Origin of the sequence: Pseudomonas sp. S5F11 (assembly GCF_019641515.1) — a bacterium.
In the GTDB taxonomy this organism is placed as follows: domain Bacteria; phylum Pseudomonadota; class Gammaproteobacteria; order Pseudomonadales; family Pseudomonadaceae; genus Aquipseudomonas; species Aquipseudomonas rhodesiae.
On sequence record NZ_JAIFJZ010000001.1, the window covers coordinates 2,948,834 to 2,968,156 of the forward strand.

At 60.4% G+C, this 19,323-nt stretch carries 15 protein-coding genes, 2 tRNA genes and 1 pseudogene; 4 read left to right on the top strand and 14 right to left on the bottom strand.

The features are described 5' to 3' along the window. Window positions 1-25: 25 nt before the first annotated feature. The 10 genes from K1567_RS13410 to rnr all read right to left on the bottom strand — a co-directional run bounded on the left by K1567_RS13410 (window position 26) and on the right by rnr (window position 11,187). Window positions 26-475: a hypothetical protein gene (locus K1567_RS13410; RefSeq protein ID WP_034095619.1), complete on the bottom strand. Its 450-nt coding sequence runs from the start codon at window positions 473-475 to the stop codon at window positions 26-28. Further along, window positions 472-1,404, bottom strand: a complete 933-nt coding sequence (locus K1567_RS13415) for a hypothetical protein (protein ID WP_034095618.1) — start codon at window positions 1,402-1,404, stop codon at window positions 472-474. Before K1567_RS13415 ends, K1567_RS13410 begins: the two co-directional genes overlap by 4 nt. Before the next feature lie 208 nt (window positions 1,405-1,612). Continuing rightward, window positions 1,613-3,916 carry a YgiQ family radical SAM protein gene (locus K1567_RS13420; RefSeq protein ID WP_034111528.1) on the bottom strand — a complete coding sequence of 768 codons (2,304 nt, stop codon included), beginning with the start codon at window positions 3,914-3,916 and terminating at the stop codon, window positions 1,613-1,615. Between the two features lie 97 nt (window positions 3,917-4,013). Further along, the gene (gene dnaB / locus K1567_RS13425) at window positions 4,014-5,411 is read right to left on the bottom strand and encodes a replicative DNA helicase (protein ID WP_034095616.1); all 1,398 of its coding nucleotides are present in this window, start codon (window positions 5,409-5,411) and stop codon (window positions 4,014-4,016) included. Window positions 5,412-5,522: 111 nt separating this feature from the next. Further along, a complete protein-coding gene (rplI, locus tag K1567_RS13430) occupies window positions 5,523-5,969 on the bottom strand; it encodes a 50S ribosomal protein L9 (protein WP_003171376.1) in 447 nt (148 codons plus the stop codon). An 18-nt stretch (window positions 5,970-5,987) separates the two neighbouring features. After that, window positions 5,988-6,881: a hypothetical protein gene (locus K1567_RS13435; RefSeq protein ID WP_034111526.1), complete on the bottom strand. Its 894-nt coding sequence runs from the start codon at window positions 6,879-6,881 to the stop codon at window positions 5,988-5,990. A gap of 36 nt (window positions 6,882-6,917) precedes the next feature. Then, the gene (gene rpsR / locus K1567_RS13440; protein ID WP_002551829.1) at window positions 6,918-7,148 is read right to left on the bottom strand and encodes a 30S ribosomal protein S18; all 231 of its coding nucleotides are present in this window, start codon (window positions 7,146-7,148) and stop codon (window positions 6,918-6,920) included. Window positions 7,149-7,176: 28 nt separating this feature from the next. Continuing rightward, window positions 7,177-7,599 carry a 30S ribosomal protein S6 gene (rpsF, locus tag K1567_RS13445; protein WP_003236224.1) on the bottom strand — a complete coding sequence of 141 codons (423 nt, stop codon included), beginning with the start codon at window positions 7,597-7,599 and terminating at the stop codon, window positions 7,177-7,179. A 199-nt stretch (window positions 7,600-7,798) separates the two neighbouring features. Then, complete coding sequence (gene rlmB, locus K1567_RS13450) at window positions 7,799-8,563, bottom strand: 23S rRNA (guanosine(2251)-2'-O)-methyltransferase RlmB (protein ID WP_034095614.1); 765 nt, start codon at window positions 8,561-8,563, stop codon at window positions 7,799-7,801. Beyond that, window positions 8,560-11,187 carry a ribonuclease R gene (rnr, locus tag K1567_RS13455; RefSeq protein WP_047881403.1) on the bottom strand — a complete coding sequence of 876 codons (2,628 nt, stop codon included), beginning with the start codon at window positions 11,185-11,187 and terminating at the stop codon, window positions 8,560-8,562. Before rnr ends, rlmB begins: the two co-directional genes overlap by 4 nt. Before the next feature lie 224 nt (window positions 11,188-11,411). Here rnr and K1567_RS13460 point away from each other — a divergent pair. The 4 genes from K1567_RS13460 to K1567_RS13475 all read left to right on the top strand — a co-directional run bounded on the left by K1567_RS13460 (window position 11,412) and on the right by K1567_RS13475 (window position 14,490). Then, window positions 11,412-11,498 (top strand) — tRNA-Leu (locus K1567_RS13460). A 176-nt stretch (window positions 11,499-11,674) separates the two neighbouring features. Then, a tRNA-Leu gene (locus K1567_RS13465) sits at window positions 11,675-11,761 on the top strand. Window positions 11,762-11,905: 144 nt separating this feature from the next. Further along, window positions 11,906-12,931 (top strand): extracellular solute-binding protein, encoded by a 1,026-nt coding sequence (locus tag K1567_RS13470; RefSeq protein ID WP_040265895.1) that lies wholly within the window; start codon window positions 11,906-11,908, stop codon window positions 12,929-12,931. Then, the gene (locus K1567_RS13475) at window positions 12,931-14,490 is read left to right on the top strand and encodes an iron ABC transporter permease (protein WP_169867932.1); all 1,560 of its coding nucleotides are present in this window, start codon (window positions 12,931-12,933) and stop codon (window positions 14,488-14,490) included. The genes K1567_RS13470 and K1567_RS13475 overlap by 1 nt, the downstream gene beginning before the upstream one ends. A 50-nt stretch (window positions 14,491-14,540) precedes the next feature. Here the strand turns inward: K1567_RS13475 and K1567_RS27990 are convergent, their stop codons facing one another. The 4 genes and pseudogenes from K1567_RS27990 to K1567_RS13490 all read right to left on the bottom strand — a co-directional run bounded on the left by K1567_RS27990 (window position 14,541) and on the right by K1567_RS13490 (window position 19,147). Next, on the bottom strand, window positions 14,541-15,425 hold the full coding sequence (locus K1567_RS27990; RefSeq protein WP_371263975.1) for a methyl-accepting chemotaxis protein: 885 nt from the start codon (window positions 15,423-15,425) through the stop codon (window positions 14,541-14,543). A 21-nt stretch (window positions 15,426-15,446) separates the two neighbouring features. Continuing rightward, a pseudogene (locus K1567_RS27995) lies at window positions 15,447-16,475 on the bottom strand (methyl-accepting chemotaxis protein); the annotation flags it as partial. A gap of 140 nt (window positions 16,476-16,615) precedes the next feature. Continuing rightward, window positions 16,616-17,905, bottom strand: coding sequence for an adenylosuccinate synthase (locus K1567_RS13485; RefSeq protein WP_034095609.1), 1,290 nt, complete (start codon window positions 17,903-17,905; stop codon window positions 16,616-16,618). 54 nt (window positions 17,906-17,959) lie between these two features. After that, window positions 17,960-19,147, bottom strand: a complete 1,188-nt coding sequence (locus K1567_RS13490) for an ATP phosphoribosyltransferase regulatory subunit (RefSeq protein WP_220698568.1) — start codon at window positions 19,145-19,147, stop codon at window positions 17,960-17,962. Window positions 19,148-19,323: the final 176 nt, after the last annotated feature.

Genomic DNA, 19,323 nt, shown 5'->3' on the forward strand with positions numbered 1-19,323 from the left:
GCGAATGAAGAGCAAATCCAGCCAATCAACGGGCTTTTCGCTGCGCAACGACGGCTTGGCGCAGACGACGTATTTCGAGGAGTCTGTGGCGCATTTCGCGGTGGCGCTTGCTGTTGAGCAATAGCAACCCCAGCAACGGAAACAACAACGCCGAGCCGTATACCAGCAAGTGAAGCTCGTATTGAATCATCGGCACGACGAACAACAGGCAGCACACCAGGTAGCCTGCCACCAGCCTGGTCGCCCAGGGATAGCCTCGAGCGATCATCACGTTGCCAAACACTAGCACCGCCACCAATACCAGGATCGCAGCCCCTGAATAGCTGGACTTGAGCGCGGGATCAACTCCGCGCAGGTACGTCACGCCCGCCATGGACACTGCGGCCGAGCCAGAAAAGATCGCCATGAACACGGTACCCATGAATACGGGAAAATAGCGCGCCAGGAAGCTGCCCATGTCGGGAAAGCCCTTCATTCCGTCAAATCCTCGAACAGACCGATCGCAATGGTTTCAGCCGTGCCCACATGGCCGGTTCGATAGCTGCCCCAGATCCCCAACAGGCCCCCCAATGCATCCTTGATTTGCGTCAGCGTGGCATGACGGATTTGCGTCGAGCTGTAGCTTTTGGTCAGTTTGCCGGCACGCTGCTGCAATTTGATCAATTTGGGGGTCAGGCTCGGGTCTCTCAGGCTGAGCAACTCCTTGGTCAACTTCTTACGCTCCTGGCGCGTCAGACCTTTGAGCAACTCGTACCAACTCTTGCCTAATGCGGCAGCTTTTTTGGCCTTGAGCAGCCGGAACGTGGTCAAGGCGCCCGTGCCGATGCCCACCAGCGAGGCGGCATCGAGAACTGGGGAAACGGCGCCATACCATTCCGCGTCGTCCATGCGGTCGTTGGCTTCAGGGTCAAGCACTTCGTTGTAAGTACGCGCCACGCCAAAACCGCATTGCGCGCTGCTGGCCAATGCCGCCGTGACGCCAATGCCCACCACAAAAGCACTGGCGCCGGCGGTGAACGGTACAGCGACACTGCCGCTGAACACCACAATCCAGCCAATCACCGCCGCGCCGCAGGAAAGCCCCATATCAAACGCCTCCTTCTGCAGGCGACCTTCACGGGGGTCGGTCTTCACCTGCTCCACAAACTGGGCAGGCGAAATGTACTTCTGCGCTTCACGCAAAATGATGCGCTTGGGCTTGATACTGCAAATGGGCTTGAATTCGCGCAGGGTGACGACGTTGAAGTCGGCGTCGATATACACCACGCCTGCGCCGACGATGCCGGGGTCGGCGTCAATGGCGGCGAATAAGCGCGGCAAATTGATCTGACTTTCGATGCGCTGGCGCGCCATGAACTGGGAGCGGTTGGAGTCCATACCGATGCCGGCCAGAGGGTTGCCCATGAGGAGTTCTTCCTTGAAGGGTGGAGACTGGACTGACGCTATCGGGGGCAAGCCCCCTCCCACAATTGGAGCGTGAATGCGGTCAAGCGTGGGAGAGGGCTTGCCCCCGATAGCGCTTCAATGGGCGCCACCTTACCAAACAGCCTCACCCCCGACCAGAAAGCAAAACGCCAGCACAAGGCTGGCGTTTTGCATTTTCAAGCGACGATCAACGCGGCACCACCGGCTTGCGGGTTGGCTTGCCGCCCTTGCCCTTGGCCGCATCGCTACGCTCCTTAGCCGCCTGCTTGTTACGCGCCTGGGCTGCGGCCTTGGCTTGTTCACGCTTGTCCCACGGGTTGCTGCCGTCGCTGCCACGGGGTGGCAGGCCGGTGTGCTGGGTGAGGATCTTGGTGGTGGTCTGCTTGGCGACCTTGTGGCTACCGGCCGGCGTCGAGTTCTTGCGACGGGCGCTCTGGTAGCTGTCGGTGCTCGGCTGATGCAGCGGGATCAGTTGGTCCTTGCCCGGCCCGATCAGGTCGGCGCGGCCCATGCGGGTCAGCGCTTCGCGCAGCATCGGCCAGCCTTTCGGGTCGTGGTAGCGCAGGAAAGCCTTGTGCAGACGGCGCTGCTCCTCGCTCTTGACGATAGTTACTGCGTCACTCTTGTAAGTGACCTTGCGCAGCGGGTTCTTGCCCGAGTGATACATCGCGGTGGCGGTGGCCATCGGCGACGGGTAGAACGCCTGCACCTGGTCGGCGCGGAAACCGTTGCCCTTGAGCCACAGCGCCAGGTTCATCATGTCTTCATCGGTGGTACCGGGGTGAGCGGCGATGAAGTACGGGATCAGGTACTGCTCCTTGCCCGCTTCCTTGGTGTACTTCTCGAACATGCGCTTGAACTTGTCATAGCTGCCGATGCCCGGTTTCATCATCTGGTTGAGCGGACCTTCCTCGGTATGTTCCGGGGCGATCTTCAGGTAACCACCGACGTGGTGAGTCACCAACTCTTTCACGTATTCCGGCGATTCCACGGCGAGGTCGTAGCGCAGACCGGAGGCGATCAGGATCTTCTTCACTCCCGGCAATGCACGGGCGCTGCGGTACAGCTGAATCAGCGACGAATGGTCGGTGTTCAGGTTCGGGCAGATGCCAGGGAACACGCACGATGGCTTGCGGCACGCGGATTCGATTTCCGGGCTCTTGCAGGCGATGCGGTACATGTTCGCGGTCGGGCCGCCGAGGTCGGAGATCACCCCGGTGAAGCCTGGGACTTTGTCGCGGATCTCTTCGATCTCGCGAATGATCGACTCTTCGGAACGGTTCTGGATGATGCGGCCTTCGTGCTCGGTGATCGAGCAGAAGGTGCAGCCGCCGAAGCAGCCACGCATGATGTTCACCGAGAAGCGGATCATGTCGTAGGCCGGGATCTTCTCCTTGCCGTACGCCGGGTGCGGGACGCGTGCGTAAGGCATGCCGAACACGTAGTCCATTTCTTCGGTGGTCATCGGGATGGGCGGCGGGTTGAACCACACGTCCACTTCACCGTGCTTTTGCACCAGGGCGCGGGCGTTGCCCGGGTTGGTTTCCAGGTGCAGCACGCGGTTGGCGTGGGCATAGAGCACCGCGTCATTGCGCACTTTTTCCACCGACGGCAGGCGGATCACGGTTTTGTCGCGGGTCATCTTGGGGCTGGCGAGGATCTGCACGACCTTGGCTTCTTCCGGGTCGTCGACCGGGCCTTTCTCCTGCTCGATGGCGCAGGCCTGGGTGTCCTGGGTGTTCACATACGGGTTGATGATCTTATCGATCTTGCCCGGACGGTCGATGCGGGTGGAGTCCACTTCGTACCAGCCCGCAGGCGTGTCACGGCGGATAAACGCGGTGCCGCGCACATCGGTGATGTCTTCGATCTTGTGGCCCCAGGACAGGCGCTGGGCCACCTCGACGATGGCCCGCTCGGCGTTACCGTACAGCAGGATATCGGCGGTGGCGTCGATCAGGATCGAGTTGCGCACGCGATCCTGCCAGTAGTCGTAGTGGGCGATGCGGCGCAGGGAAGCTTCGATGCCGCCGAGCACGATCGGCACATTCTTGTAGGCTTCCTTGCAACGCTGGCTGTACACCAGGCTGGCGCGGTCCGGGCGTTTGCCGGCCATGCCGCCAGGGGTGTAGGCGTCGTCGGAGCGGATTTTCTTGTCGGCGGTGTAACGGTTGATCATGGAGTCCATGTTGCCGGCCGCGACGCCGAAGAACAGGTTCGGCTCGCCGAGCTTCATGAAGTCGTCTTTGGACTGCCAGTTCGGTTGGGCAATGATCCCGACGCGGAAGCCCTGGGACTCCAGCAGCCGGCCGATGATCGCCATGCCGAACGACGGATGGTCAACGTACGCATCACCGGTGACGATGATGATGTCGCAGGAATCCCAGCCAAGCTGATCCATCTCCTCCCTGCTCATCGGCAGGAATGGCGCAGGGCCGAAACATTCGGCCCAGTACTTGGGATAGTCAAATAACGGCTTGGCTGTTTGCATGACGGTGACCGGTGTTGAGATGAAAAATCGCGGGCGCGGAATATAGCACAAAATATGACCAATTCCGACGGTAATGGTCGGAATTGAGCAGAAGGCTTTATTCGTCGTCGTCGAAGTTGTAGCTGCCCGGCGCCAGGTTTTCGAAGCGCGTGTACTTACCGATAAACGCCAGGCGGATAAAGCCGATCGGCCCGTTCCGCTGCTTGCCGATGATGATTTCGGCGATGCCTTTATGCTCGGTCTCCGGGTGATACACCTCGTCGCGGTATACGAACATGATCACGTCGGCGTCCTGCTCGATCGCACCCGATTCCCGCAAGTCGGAGTTCACCGGGCGTTTATTGGGGCGCTGTTCCAAGGAACGGTTGAGCTGGGACAGTGCCACCACCGGGCAGTTGAATTCCTTGGCCAAGGCTTTCAAGGAACGGGAGATCTCGGAAATTTCGTTGGTGCGGTTATCGCCGCTGGAGCCCGGGATCTGCATCAGCTGCAGGTAGTCGATCATGATCAAGGCGATGTCGCCGTGCTCACGCACCAAACGACGGGTACGCGCACGCATCTCCGAAGGGCTGATGCCCGCCGTGTCATCAATAAACAACTTGCGGTCGTTGAGCAGGTTGACCGCCGAGGTCAGGCGCGGCCAGTCGTCGTCTTCCAACTGACCGGAACGCACTTTGGTCTGGTCGATGCGGCCCAGGGACGACAGCATACGCATGATCAGCGATTCGCCTGGCATCTCTAGGGAGTACACCAGAACGGTCTTGTCGCTGCGCAACACGGCGTTTTCCACCAGGTTCATCGCGAAGGTGGTTTTACCCATCGACGGACGGCCGGCCACGATGATCAAGTCGGCCGGTTGCAGGCCGCTGGTCTTCTCGTCGAGGTCGGTGTAGCCGGTGGAAATGCCGGTGATGGCGGCGTCGGTGTTGAACAAGGTGTCGATCCGGTCAATGGCCTTGGTTAACAGCTCGTTGACGCCTACCGGGCCGCCGGTTTTCGGCCGGGCTTCGGCGATCTGGAAGATCTGGCGCTCGGCTTCATCGAGGATTTCTTCAGCGGTGCGGCCTTCGGGGTTGAAGGCACTGTCGGCGATTTCAGTGCTGATGCCGATCAACTGACGCAGCGTGGCGCGCTGACGCACGATCTGGGCATAGGCCTTGATGTTGGCGACGGACGGCGTGTTTTTCGCCAACTCGCCCAGGTAACCAAGGCCGCCGACCTGGGAGGTCTGGCCTTCTTTATCGAGCTGCTCGGCCAGGGTCACCACGTCGATCGGGGAGTTCTGGTCGGCCAGCTTGGCGATGGCGCGGAAAATCAGGCGATGGTCATGACGATAGAAGTCCCCGTCCGAGACTTGATCCAGCACGCGTTCCCAGGCGTTGTTGTCCAGCATCAAGCCACCGAGCACGGCCTGTTCGGCCTCGATGGAATGCGGCGGCACCTTCAGGGCAGCGGTTTGCAGATCGTATTGCTCAGGAGCGGAAATATCGTTCATGGCCACTTGGAATTTGGGGTGTGTAGAAAAACAAAAGGCACGACCTGTAAACAGGATCGTGCCCGATGTTAACTGGCTGACACGCGAGGTGCCAGTCAGTTAGGTACAGCCTTAAGCAGCTACCACAACAACGCGTACGGTGGCTTCAACTTCGGCGTGCAGGTGCACGGCTACGTCGAATTCGCCTACGTTGCGGATGGTGCCGTTCGGCAGACGAACTTCGCTCTTCTGCACTTCAACGCCGGAGGCGGTCAGTGCATCAGCGATGTCGTGGGTGCCGATCGAACCGAACAGCTTGCCTTCGTCACCGGCGGTGGCAGTGATAGTCACTTCCAGCTCAGCCAGTTGGGCAGCGCGAGTTTCGGCCGATGCTTTTTTGTCTGCTGCGGCTTTTTCCAGCTCAGCGCGACGCTCTTCAAACGCAGCCAGGTTGGCAGCGGTTGCAGCGGTGGCTTTGCCGTATGGCAGCAGGTAGTTACGACCGTAGCCGGCCTTAACGTTCACTTTGTCGCCCAGGTTGCCCAGGTTGGCGACTTTTTCCAGAAGGATCAGTTGCATGTGAAAATCCTCTAACTTTTAACCTTCACCGTTCGCGTTATCGGCGTCTTTCGGCGCCAGACGACCGCGAAAATCAATCAGGCCGTCGACAATGGCCAGAACCACGAGTAACGGATAGATCAGCTGCATGAACAGCAACAGCGTCACGTACAACCCCACCAGCCAAAACTTGGCCAGGCGCTTCTGCGCAGCGAGCCCATGGATCAGGGCCAGCCCGGCAAACACCAGCGGTACACTGCAAATCGGCGCCAACAAGGCCATCTGTGGACCGAAGTTCGGTCCGACAACCATGCACGCCAGCAGCAACATCGCCGGTCCCGCGGGGATTCTGATACTGCGAAACTCGCGACCAAAACCACCCGGGTTGTACAACAACGCCTGCCAATAACGCCCAAAAATCAGGCTCAGCACGCTGACGACCTGCAACAATGCCGCAATCAGGCCGGTCAGGACCGGGGCAATCAGTGACGCAAACCGCGCTCGCTCATCTACCGACAATTGCTGGTAGAGATCCCCGAGGGCCAGCGGCAGGATCTTGACGATTTCCTGCGCCAGCGCCTCGATTTGCGGGCGGAAAGCCGCGCCAAGCATCACTGAGTACACCAACCCCAATGCCACGCTGACCAGCAGCGTGCGGACCCAGGACTCGCTTGCGCGCAAAACCAACGCAAGGCTCGATGACCCCAGCAGTACCAGAAGCACTCGTGGATCACCCATTTGCAGCCACCAGATCAAGGCCGGCAACAAACCCAGGGCAAGAACGCCAACGGCGTCCTTCAAACCGCGCCGCAGCAGCACAAGGCAGCCCGCGGCAGCACCCAACCAATAAAGCAACGGCAACGCCGCACAGCCAGCCACTACCAGAGTGGCCTGCATACGACCGCGCATGATGAACTCAGCTAAGGCGCGCATGCATTCAATCCCTTACTACTTGTCGACTGCCCGGTCTCAGCGGCCGTGGCTGTCGGTGTAGGCCAGCAGGGCCAGGAAGCGGGCGCGCTTGATAGCGGTGGCCAGCTGACGCTGATAACGTGCTTTGGTACCGGTGATACGGCTTGGAACGATTTTGCCGGTCTCGGATACGTAGGCTTTCAGAGTGTTGAGATCTTTGTAATCGATCTCTTTCACGTCTTCAGCGGTGAAGCGGCAGAATTTACGACGACGGAAGAAACGTGCCATTTGATAGGCTCCTTAAAAGGTCCGTGGATTACTCGTCAGCGTTATCGCTGTTGTCGCTGTCATCACTGTCAGCGCTATCAGCGCCTTCGTGCTCAGGACGGTCGCGACGCTCACGGCGCTCACTGCGGTTTTCTTCAGCCTTGAGCATCTCGGATTGGCCGGTAACGGCTTCTTCGCGACGGATGACCAGGTTACGGATCACTGCATCGTTGTAGCGGAAGTTGTCTTCCAGCTCGGCCAGGGCCTTGCCAGTGCACTCAACGTTCAGCATCACGTAGTGAGCCTTGTGAACATTGTTGATTGCGTAGGCCAGTTGACGACGGCCCCAATCTTCCAGACGGTGGATTTTGCCGCCGTCTTCTTCGATCAGCTTGGTGTAACGCTCAACCATGCCGCCGACTTGCTCGCTTTGATCCGGGTGGACCAAAAAGATGATTTCGTAATGACGCATGAATGCTCCTTACGGGTTGTAGCCTGCCGCTCAAAAACGGTCAGACAAGGAGTGAATGACACTTATGGATCTTGCCGCAGGGAGGCACATCGGTGCCTGCCAGGAAGGCAAGGGGCGCAATAGTAGAGGAGCAGGGGGGAAGCTGCAAGCTACAAGCTACAAGTGGTCAACCACCGCGCTGTTAACTTGCAGCTTGAGCTTACGACTTGCGCGAAGCGCCCGCCTTTTTGGCCCCACGCTGACGCTGGGCTTCAAACAAGCACACGCCGGTCGCGACCGAAACGTTGAGACTGCTGACGCTACCGGCCATCGGCAAATGCACCAAGTAATCGCAGTGCTCGCGGGTCAGGCGGCGCATGCCTTTGCCTTCGGCGCCCATGATCAGAATGGTCGGGCCGGTGAGGTCCTGGTCATAAATGCTGACCTCGGCCTCGCCCGCCGTGCCCACGACCCACAAACCGCGTTGCTGGAGTTTCTCCAGGGTGCGCGCCAGGTTGGTCACGGCCACCAGCGGAATCACTTCCGCCGCGCCGCAGGCGACTTTACGTACTACCGGCGTCAAGGTGGCGGACTTGTCTTTAGGCACAATCACCGCCAGCGCGCCGGCAGCATCCGCTGAACGCAGACAGGCGCCGAGGTTGTGCGGATCGGTCACGCCGTCCAGCACCAGCAACAGCGGCGAGCCCTCGGTACGGTCGAGCAGCTCATCGAGCATGGCCTCGCCCCACACCTGGCTTGGGCTGACATCAGCAACCACACCCTGGTGAACGCCTTCGACCCAGGCGTCCATCTCACGGCGCTCGGCCTGGCCGATGGCGACACGGTTTTCATTGGCCAACTCGACCAGCGCCTGCACGCGCGGCTCGCTGCGACCTTCCGCCAGCCATACCTGCTTGACGCGCTTGGGATGGTGACGCAGCAGGGCTTCTACGGCGTGTACGCCGTAGATTTTTTCCAGACTCATGACTTGGCCTTAGGTTTGCGCGACCCGCCGCTTTTCGCGGGAGCCGAACCCGCTTTCGGCGGGCCTTTACGATGTTTACTCGGTTTGCTCGACGGTTTTTCCGCGCCGTGGGACTTTCCCCCAGACGCCGCTTTACCACCACTTTTGGCTTCGTTGAGCAACTGCTGCTTCAACTCGCGACTCTTGCGCAGCTCGGCGTTTTTCGCCGCCGCGTCGCTTGGGCGATAGGCATCAGGAGCCTTGTCTTTGGCGGACGAACGGCGAGCGGCTTTAGCCGGCTCAGGTTCGGCCGTCTTGGCAGCCGCCCCTTTGCCCTTGCTGGCTGGGGCAGCGGTATCGCCGCCACGTTTTTTACGGCCAGTCGGTTCGACCGGTTTATCAGGCATACCGAAGTCGATCTTGCGCTCGTCGAGATCGACGCGCATGACCTGCACTTCCACCGTATCGCCCAAACGGAAGCTGCGACCGGTGCGCTCGCCCGCCAGACGGTGATGCACAGGATCGAAGTGGTAGTAGTCGCCCGGCAAGGCGGTGACGTGCACCAGACCCTCGACGTAGATATCGGTCAGCTCGACGAACAGACCAAAACCGGTTACGGCAGTGATCACGCCCGGGAAGGACTCGCCCACGCGGTCTTTCATGAACTCACACTTGAGCCAGTTCACCACATCGCGCGTGGCTTCGTCGGCGCGGCGCTCGCTCATGGAGCACTGCTCGCCCAACTGTTCCAGGGCCGCTTCGTCGTACGGATAGATCCGCGCCTTCGGAATGGTCATGGCACCGGCGCGCTTGACGTGCGGGGTGTTCATCTTGGAATGGATCACACTGCGGATCGCGCGGTGCGTGAGCAGGTCCGGATAACGACGGATCGGCGAAGTGAAGTGGGTGTACGCCTCGTAATTCAGGCCGAAGTGGCCTTGGTTGTCGGCGCTGTACACCGCCTGGCTCAGGGAGCGCAGCATCACGGTCTGGATCACATGGTAATCCGGACGATCCTTAATGCTCGCCAGCAGTGCCTGATAATCCTTCGGCGTCGGGCCTTCCTTGCCTTTGTGCAGGGAAAGGCCAAGCTCGCCGAGGAATGCGCGTAGTTTCTCCAGACGCTCCGGCGGTGGGCCGTCATGCACACGGTACAGCGCAGGGATTTCATGCTTCTTGAGGAACTCAGCCGTGGCCACGTTGGCCGCCAGCATGCACTCTTCGATCAGCTTGTGGGCGTCATTACGAGTCGTAGGTGTGATCGCCGCAATCTTGCGCTCGGAACCGAAAATAATCCGTGTTTCCTGGGTTTCAAAGTCGATGGCGCCACGCACGTGACGTGCGCCCAGCAGCACCTTGTACAGCGCATACAGCTGCTTGAGGTGCGGCACTACACCCGCATACTCGGTACGCAGTGCCTTGGCTTCGCTGGATTTCGGCGTTTCCAGGATAGTGCTGACCTTGTTGTAGGTCAGGCGGGCCTGGGAATGGATCACGGCTTCGTAGAACTGATAGTCGGTCATTTCGCCGGTTTTCGAGATAGTCATCTCGCACACCATGGCCAAACGGTCGACTTTCGGATTCAGCGAGCACAGGCCGTTGGACAACTCCTCAGGCAGCATCGGAATCACGCGCTCAGGGAAGTAAACCGAGTTACCGCGCACCTGGGCCTCGTTATCCAGGGCCGAGCCGATCTTCACGTAGCTGGAAACGTCGGCGATCGCCACGTACAACTTCCAGCCGCCGGAGAACAAGCGCAGCTTGCCCGGCTTGGCTTCGCAGTAGACCGCGTCGTCGAAGTCGCGGGCATCTTCGCCGTCAATAGTCACGAACGGCAGATGGCGCAGGTCGATGCGCTTCTCTTTGTCCTTCTCTTCGACTTCCGGCTTGAGCTTGCGTGCTTCCTTCACTACGGCCTCGGGCCAGACGTGAGGAATATCGTAGGTACGCAGCGCGACATCGATTTCCATGCCTGGCGCCATGTAGTTGCCGACCACTTCGATCACATCGCCCTGAGGCTGGAAGCGCGGGGTTGGCCAGTGGGTGATTTTCACCTCAACGAACTGACCGACCTTGGCGTTGGCGTTGCGGCCTGGGGTGATCAGCACTTCCTGCTGCACCTTGGGGTTGTCCGGAACGACAAAACCAATACCGCCCTCTTCGAAGTACCGGCCGACAATGGTTTCGTGACCACGGGATACCACTTCGACAATCACACCTTCGCGACGACCGCGACGGTCCAGGCCGGAAACGCGTGCCAAGGCACGGTCGCCGTCGAACACCAGACGCATTTGCGCAGGGCTCATGAACAGGTCATCGCTGCCGTCGTCCGGGATCAGGAAGCCGAAGCCGTCACGGTGGCCAGCGATGCGACCGAGGATCAGGTCGAGCTTGTCCACAGGTGCGTAGGTGCCACGGCGGGTGTAGATCAGTTGAGCGTCGCGCTCCATGGCGCGCAGGCGGCGGCGCAGGGCTTCGAGCTGGTCTTCGGTGGTCAGACCGAATTCTTCAACCAACTGCTCGCGGCTAGCAGGCGAACCCCGATCGGCGAGATGCGCCAGGATCAGTTCGCGGCTAGGAATAGGGTTTTCATATTTTTCCGCTTCACGAGCGGCCTCGGGATCGAGGGACTGCCAATCGGCCATTAGAGAGTTTTCACCTTGTCTATATGCGGGTTAGTTTGGCATACGCGTATTGAAACGGGAAATTTCAGGCATCAACAAGCGTTTAAACGCCCTTTAAAGCCCTCGTCGGGCACCTTGCACGACCACTGGCGAAATTTTCCAGGCTTTTTTCATGGCGGGGGTTTACAGCTCAAAAAGCGCTCCGTATAGTGCGCGCCATCGACGACGGCAACGTTGAAGATACTGCCCAGATGGTGAAATTGGTAGACACGCCAGCTTCAGGTGCTGGTGGCCGCAAGGCCGTGGAAGTTCGAGTCTTCTTCTGGGCACCATTTCAAAACTTGAGGTTAACCTTGAGTTCCACAAGAACCCGCGAAAGCGGGTTTTTGCGTTACAGGCCTTTGATTTTTAACGAAAAACTTGATTTATATTTTTGAATCAGGGGTTTACAGATCAAAAAGCCCACCGTATAGTTCGCCCCATCAACGGCGGTAACGCTGCTGAGAATGCCCAGGTGGTGAAATTGGTAGACACGCCAGCTTCAGGTGCTGGTGACCTTACGGTCGTGGAAGTTCGAGTCTTCTCCTGGGCACCATATTCAGATCAAACCCGCGAAAGCGGGTTTTTTCGTTTCCGGGGTTTGAAAACTTTTCCCGCAATTGTCCCCTCACCCGCACTTGAGAAGTTTTATCGTTTATCCTTGCAATGATTTGTTGCACTCAAGTGAGGAAAACCCCGGATGATGATCCGCGATACCCGTCCCAAGACATCCCTTCTGCGTGGCCTGACCATCACTCTACTCGGCCTGACTCTGCTCTCCCCCACCGCCTATTCCGCCGACAAGGTCTCCCTGACCCTGTACAACGGCCAACACAAAGAAGTCGGCGACGAACTCGCCAAAGCCTTCGAAGCCAAGACCGGCATCCACGTCAATGTGCGCAAAGGCAGCAGCAACCAGCTGGCCAGCCAGGTCGTGGAAGAGGGCGAGCGCTCTCCCGCCGACGTGATCTACACCGAAGAATCCCCACCGCTGAACAAGCTCGGCGAGCAAGGCCTGCTGGCCAAGATCGACGCCAGCACTCTGGACGTCTTGCCCAAGGACTACGTGGGCAGCAAAGGCAACTGGATGGGCGTAACCGCACGCACCCGCGTCGTGGCGTTCAACCCCAAGCTGATCGCCGAGAAAGACCTGCCCAAGTCGGTGCTGGATTTCGCCGGCCCCGAGTGGCAAGGCAAAGTCGGCTTCGTCCCCACCAGCGGCGCGTTCCAGGAACAAGCCGTGGCAATCATCAAGCTGCACGGCCGCGAAGCCGCCGAAGAATGGCTCACCGGCCTACGCGCGTTCGGCAAGGTGTACAGCAACAACATGGTGGCACTGAAGGCGGTGGAAAACGGCGAAGTGGCCACGGTCCTGGTGAACAACTACTACTGGTTTGCCTTGAAGAAAGAAAAAACCAACCTCGACTCCCAACTGCATTACTTCACCGATGGCGACGCCGGCGGCCTGATCACCGTGTCCTCCGCTGCGGCGCTGAAGTCGAGCAAGCATCCCAAGGAAGCGCAGCAACTGCTGGCGTTCATGGCCAGCGAAGAAGGCCAGCGTGTGATCACCAACACCTCGGCGGAATACCCATTGCGCAAAGGTATGCAGTCCAATCGCGGGCTTAAGCCGTTCAACGAACTGCAACCGCCGAAAGTCACCCCCGCCGACCTGGGCAACGCCGAAGAAGCCCTGGAGCTGGAACGTGAAGTTGGCCTGAACTGATGAACCCCTCGATCCCCGCCCTGGGCGGGGGATTCAGCCCTCGACGCAAGCGCCCTTCGATCTGGCTGCTGATTCCCGTGCTATTGCTGGTTGGCTTGAGCCTGTTGCCACTGGCCTATGTGGGGCTGAAGGCCTGGGAGGCGGGCTGGGCGCAAGCGGTGCATCTGCTGTGGCGGCCTTACGTGTTCGGATTGCTGCGTAACACCTTGGCGCTGATGATCGGTGTGACGCTGACCTGCGGTGTGATCGGCCTATCCCTGGCGTGGCTGCTGGAACGCAGCAACCTGCGCGGGCGGCGCATCTGGGGCGTGATCCTGTGCCTGCCATTTGCCGTACCGGCGTTTGTCAGCAGTTTCACCTGGGTGTCGCTGAGCGCCGACTTCGAAGGGCTGGGCGGGGCGATTCTGGTGATGAGCCTGTCCAAATACCCGTTGGTGTTTCTGCCGGTGGCGGCAACGTTGCGTAACCTCGACCCCTCACTGGAAGAATCGGCACGCACCCTGGGGCTGAATCGCTGGGGCATATTCCTGCGCGTCACGCTGCCGCTGTTATGGCCATCCTTACTGGCCGGGGCACTGTTGATTGCATTGCATATGCTGGTGGAGTTCGGTGCGCTGTCGATCATCGGTCTACAGACGTTTACCACCGCGATCTATCAGCAATTCGAACTGGAATTCAGCAATGCCAATGCGGCGATGCTCTCGGCGGTGCTGCTGGTGATGTGCCTGACCCTGCTGTGGCTGGAGCTGCGCGTGCGTGGCAAAGGTCGACATGTGCGTATCGGCCAAGGCGCCGCGCGCCATGCCGAGCCGGTCCAACTGGGCAAGTGGGCACCGCTGGGCCAAGCGTATTGCCTGGCGCTGGCGATCATTGGCAGCGGTATTCCCCTGGGGATGCTCGGCTATTGGTTGGCGGTGGGTTCGTCGGCGGCGTTTCCGCTGGCTGAAATCAGCGAGGCGCTGTTGTCATCCCTGGCCCTGTCGCTGGGCGGTGCGGCGCTGTGCCTGGTGCTCGCGGTGCCGGTCGGACTGCTGGTGGTGCGCTATAAAGGCCAACTGGCGATCTGGGCGGAACGCTTGCCCTACCTGCTGCACGCCCTGCCAGGGCTGGTGATTGCGCTGACGCTGGTGTACTTCGCCCTGCACTATGTGCCGGTGCTGTACCAGACTTCGGCGTTGCTGCTGATCGCGTATGCGCTGCTGTTCCTGCCACTGGCCCAGGCGCCGATCCGCACCGCGCTGAACAAGGCGGCACCGCAATTGGAAGAGGCCGCGCGCACGCTGGGGGCATCGTCATTCAGCGCGTTTTGCCGGGTGACCCTGCCGATCATCTTTCCGGCATTGGGCGCAGCGTTCGCACTGGTATTTCTCGATGCCATGAAGGAGCTGACCGCGACGCTGCTGCTCAGCCCAACCGGGTTGAACACATTGGCGACAGCCGTGTGGGCGCATACCTCAAATGTGGAATTCGCGGCGGCGGCGCCTTATGCGGCGCTGTTGATCGTGGTGTCGGGGCTGCCGGTCTATTTGCTCACGACGCGGATGTATTTGAGTCGCTGAAAGCGTCATCGGGGGCAAGCCCCCTCCCACAGGCTGTAGGGCAGGCAACGCTAAGCCCGGAACTGCCCCAGACTCGCCTTCAACTGTGCAGCCAACCCATCCAACACCTTGCCGCTGGCGGTGGTTTCCACCACTGCCTGAGCGGCACGCTCGGCCTGGGCATGGATCACCTCGACCCGTCCACGCACGGCTTGGGCGCCTTTAGCCTGATGTTCAGCGGCACGAGTGGCCAGGCCAATCGCGGCGTGCACCTGCTCCACCGACGCCTGCACCGTCTGCTGCAAGCGCACGCTATCGCGCAGCACCAGCAAACCCTCATTGGCTTGGCGACCGGCCTTGCCGATGGTTTCCACCGCCTCCCGGGCACCTTGCTGCAAGGCCACGATATGCGCCTGGATATCCCCAGTGGAGCTTTGAGTCTTGCTCGCCAAGGCGCGCACCTCATCCGCCACCACCGCAAAGCCGCGCCCGGTCTCGCCGGCACGCGCAGCCTCGATGGCCGCGTTAAGGGCCAGCAGGTTGGTCTGCTCGGCAATGCCATGAATCACCGTCAACACCACCTCGATCTGCTCGCTCTGTTGCGCCAGACGCTCGATAACCTGCGCGCCTGCCTCGACCTGCCCTGCCAACGCCTCTATCAAGCTGCCAACTTCTGCCGAAGTGCGTGAGTTTTGGTCCGTGGCCTGGCGGATATCCACCACCTGCTGCAAAGCCGCCTGCATGGCCTGGCTTTCGGCCTGAGCCTCGTCGGCCATTTCCGAGAGGGCACGCAGGCTTTCGGCCACTTCATCACGCTGCAAACCGGCTGCCGCATCGGCACCGGCATTACGCAAGGTCATCGCACCGATCTCAACCCCGGTACGCTGGGCCACATCGCCCGCCTCACGCACGATCGGTTGCAACTTATCCACAAAGCGATTAACCGCCGAGGCCATGTCGCCGATCTCGTCTTTGCTGCTGATTTGCACGCGCTTGGTGAGGTCACCCTCGCCCGCCGCAAGATCATCCATGGCCGCAATCAGCAACTTCAGACGATTGACCACGCGGCGCCCGAGCACCACCGCAATCAGCACCAGAACCCCCAGCCCCACCAACGCCAGGCCCATGCCGATGCGCCAGCGCAGCGTACCGGCCGCTTCTTGCACGGCACTGGAGGTATTAGCCGTCATCTGGGTGGCAGTGGCCTGCGCCGACTGCAACTTGGCGCCCATGGCGGCCGCGCTGTCAGCCGCCGCGCCCTTGAGGCTGTCGCCCACCAGTTGGTCGCCGCTGGCGATCAGGGCGGCAAAACGCTTATCCAACGCCTGCAGGTCGGCTTCCACCGAAGCGGTGGACACCCCCATCAGCACCTTGCCGATCTCCACGCCATTCGGACTGATGGACGCCTCAACGTAGTAAACCGACGGGTCGGTCTTGGCCGCATTGAGCACTTTGTCCAAGGCACGATCGCCTTGGCCTTTTTCCAACAGCGCTTTGTTGATTGGGTTTTCGCGGTTCAGGTAACGTGTCAAATGCTCACCGGTCGCGTCGTCGTAGACCACGAACAACACGTTGGGATTGCGCTGAGCACGCCGGGCAAACTCGGACAAAGTCGGCACATCGCTGTCCCACATGGCCCGCGGCGCCACCGAAGCCAGCAGCTGCGCCATATCATTGGCGGAGTCTTGCAGGTCTTTTTCCAGGGTTGCGCGCAGTTGCTTCTGCTCTGCCTGCAAACGCGAAGACAAACCGCTGGTCAAGCGCTGACGCGTACTGGAGGACAGGCTGTCGAGACTGGAAGTGACTTCCTTCCCGGCTTGCGCCAGCTCGTTCGACAGTTTTTGACTGTCGATGCCTAGGCGGTTGCCCAGATCGGCTTCCAACGCCGTGACGGTGCTCCGCGTCAGCGCGACGGCCACCAGCACCTGCACCAAAAGGGCGATACCCAGGGTAACGAACACCGGGCGCAGCAATCGGCTTTGTAACAATGAAAGAACGGCAGACATCGGAAATTCCCTCCACCACGGGTGCCATTAATTTGATAGCACCGCGAAAGAAGGAAATACAGCAAGGGTCGTGCCGTTTATTGCCTGGAAACGACAAAGGGCTCCCGAAGGAGCCCTTTGCGTTTTAGATCAACAGCTTATTAAGCGAACGGGTGACGCAGAACGATGGTTTCGTTGCGGTCAGGGCCCGTCGAAATAATGTCAATCGGTGCGCCGATCAGTTCTTCAACGCGTTTGATGTAGGCACGGGCGTTGGCGGGCAGCTCTTCCAGGGACTTGGCGCCCACGGTGGACTCGGTCCAACCCGGCACTTCTTCGTACACAGGCTGCAGGCCTACGTAGCTGTCGGCGTCAGTCGGCGCAACGTCGTTACCGTTTGCATCTTTGTAGCCGGTGCAGATGTTGATGGTTTCCAGACCATCGAGTACGTCCAGCTTGGTCAGGCAGATGCCCGAGATGCTGTTCACATCGATAGCGCGACGCAGGATAACGGCGTCGAACCAGCCACAACGGCGAGCACGGCCAGTGGTCGCACCGAACTCATGGCCTTGTTTGGCCAGGTGCGCGCCTACTTCGTCGAACAGCTCAGTCGGGAATGGACCCGAACCGACTCGCGTGGTGTACGCCTTGGTGATGCCCAGGATGTAATCCAGGAACATTGGGCCCACGCCCGAACCGGTGGCAACGCCGCCAGCCGTCGTGTTGGAGCTGGTCACGTACGGGTAGGTGCCGTGGTCGATGTCCAGCAACGAACCCTGGGCACCTTCGAACATGATGTCCTTGCCGGCGCGACGCAGGTCGTGCAACTCAGCCGTCACGTCCAGCATCAACGGCTTGAGCAGCTCAGCGTATTCTTTGCACTCGGCCAGGGTCTTGTCGAACTCGATGGCCGGCTCTTTGTAGTAACCGACCAGCATGAAGTTGTGGTAATCCACCAGTTCACGCAGCTTGTCTTCAAAGCGCGGCATGTTGAGCAGGTCGCCCACACGCAAGCCACGACGTGCAACCTTGTCTTCGTAGGCCGGGCCGATGCCACGACCGGTGGTGCCGATCTTCAGCTCGCCGCGGGCCTTTTCACGGGCCTGGTCCAGCGCGACGTGGAAGGACAGGATCAGCGGGCAGGACGGGCTGATACGCAGGCGCTCGCGCACCGGTACGCCTTTCTCTTCCAGCTTGGTGATTTCCCGCAGCAGGGCGTCCGGTGCAACCACCACGCCGTTACCGATCAGGCACTGCACACCTTCGCGCAGCACGCCCGACGGGATCAGGTGCAAAACGGTTTTTTCGCCATCGATGACCAGGGTGTGGCCAGCGTTGTGACCACCTTGGTAGCGCACTACGGCGGCAGCATGTTCGGTCAGCAGATCAACGATCTTGCCTTTGCCCTCATCACCCCATTGGGTGCCCAGGACTACGACATTCTTACCCATAACACTTGTCCTCATTCGCGCAAACTTGGTGCCGGCGATGGCCGGCAGGAAAACTCAAGAAGCCAGTGGCGATACTTGCCAAAGCCCGTTCTGCAGAATCAATTGCCGGTCGCAGTCCGCTTCACGGGCGGCGGCCAATGGCTGCCCAGGCAACGCCTGGACGACACGCTGACCCTCACTGCGCAACTGGCAGACCTGCTGCCAGAGTGCCGCGTCCGTACTGTCGGGCATCCAGATGCCACCAGACGGCAGCTCGACCTCAGCACGCCCCAGGGTCACCAGGGTTTTCAAATCGGTGGAGAAGCCGGTGGCCGGACGCGCGCGACCGAAGTCGGCGCCGATATCGTCATAACGACCGCCTTGGGCGATGGCCTGGCCAACGCCCGGAACAAACACCGCGAACACCACACCCGTGTGGTAGTGATAACCGCGCAGCTCGCCCAAATCGAAATACAGCGGCAACTGCGGGAAACGTGCCGACAACTGCTCGGCAATGGCCAACACATCATCCAACGCCGCCAAGACCGCCACCGGCGCGCTCGCCAGTTGTTCACGGGCAGCCATAAGCACTTCACGGCCGCCACACAAGTTCACCAGCGCGCGTAGCATGCGGGCCAGATCGGCGGGCACACCTTCAGTCAGCGCGATGACTTCATCGATGGCCTTGCGCTGCAAGGCATCGAACAACTGTTGCTCCACTTCACCAGACAAACCGGCCGCACGGGCCAAGCCGCGGTAGATACCGACGTGGCCCAGGTCCATGTGCACATCCGGGACGTCAGCCAGTTGCAGCATGGCCAGCATCAAACTGATGACTTCCACGTCGCTGCTCGGGCTGGCGTCGCCGTACAGCTCGGCGCCCAGCTGGATCGGGCTACGGGAAGACGACAAGGCGCGGGGCTTCGCATGCAGTACGCTGCCGGCGTAGCACAGACGGTTCGGGCCTTCGCGACGCAGGGTGTGTGCGTCGATGCGCGCCACCTGCGGCGTGATGTCGGCACGGAATCCCATCTGCCGACCCGACTGCGGATCGATAACCTTGAAGGTGCGCAGATCCAGATCCTGGCCTGCGCCGGTCAGCAGGGATTCGAGGTACTCGATATGAGGGGTTACGACAAAGTCATAACCCCAGCTCTGGAACAGATCCAACACCTGGCGACGCGCTACTTCAATGCGCGCAGCTTCCGGTGGCAGTACTTCTTCGATGCCATCTGGCAGCAGCCAGCGGTCTACCGTTGCCATTACGCCATTCCCCTTTGATCCGGGCGGCCAGCCCTCGGCCGAGCCTTGAGTGAAGCAGAAAATGCCCGCCGCCTGCATAAACCACGCGCAAGAGCGACGTGACGAACGGCCTGCCAGCGGCCTCGTCGGGCACTTTCCTCGAAAAACCTGTCACGCCTGCCGAATCAAACATGCAG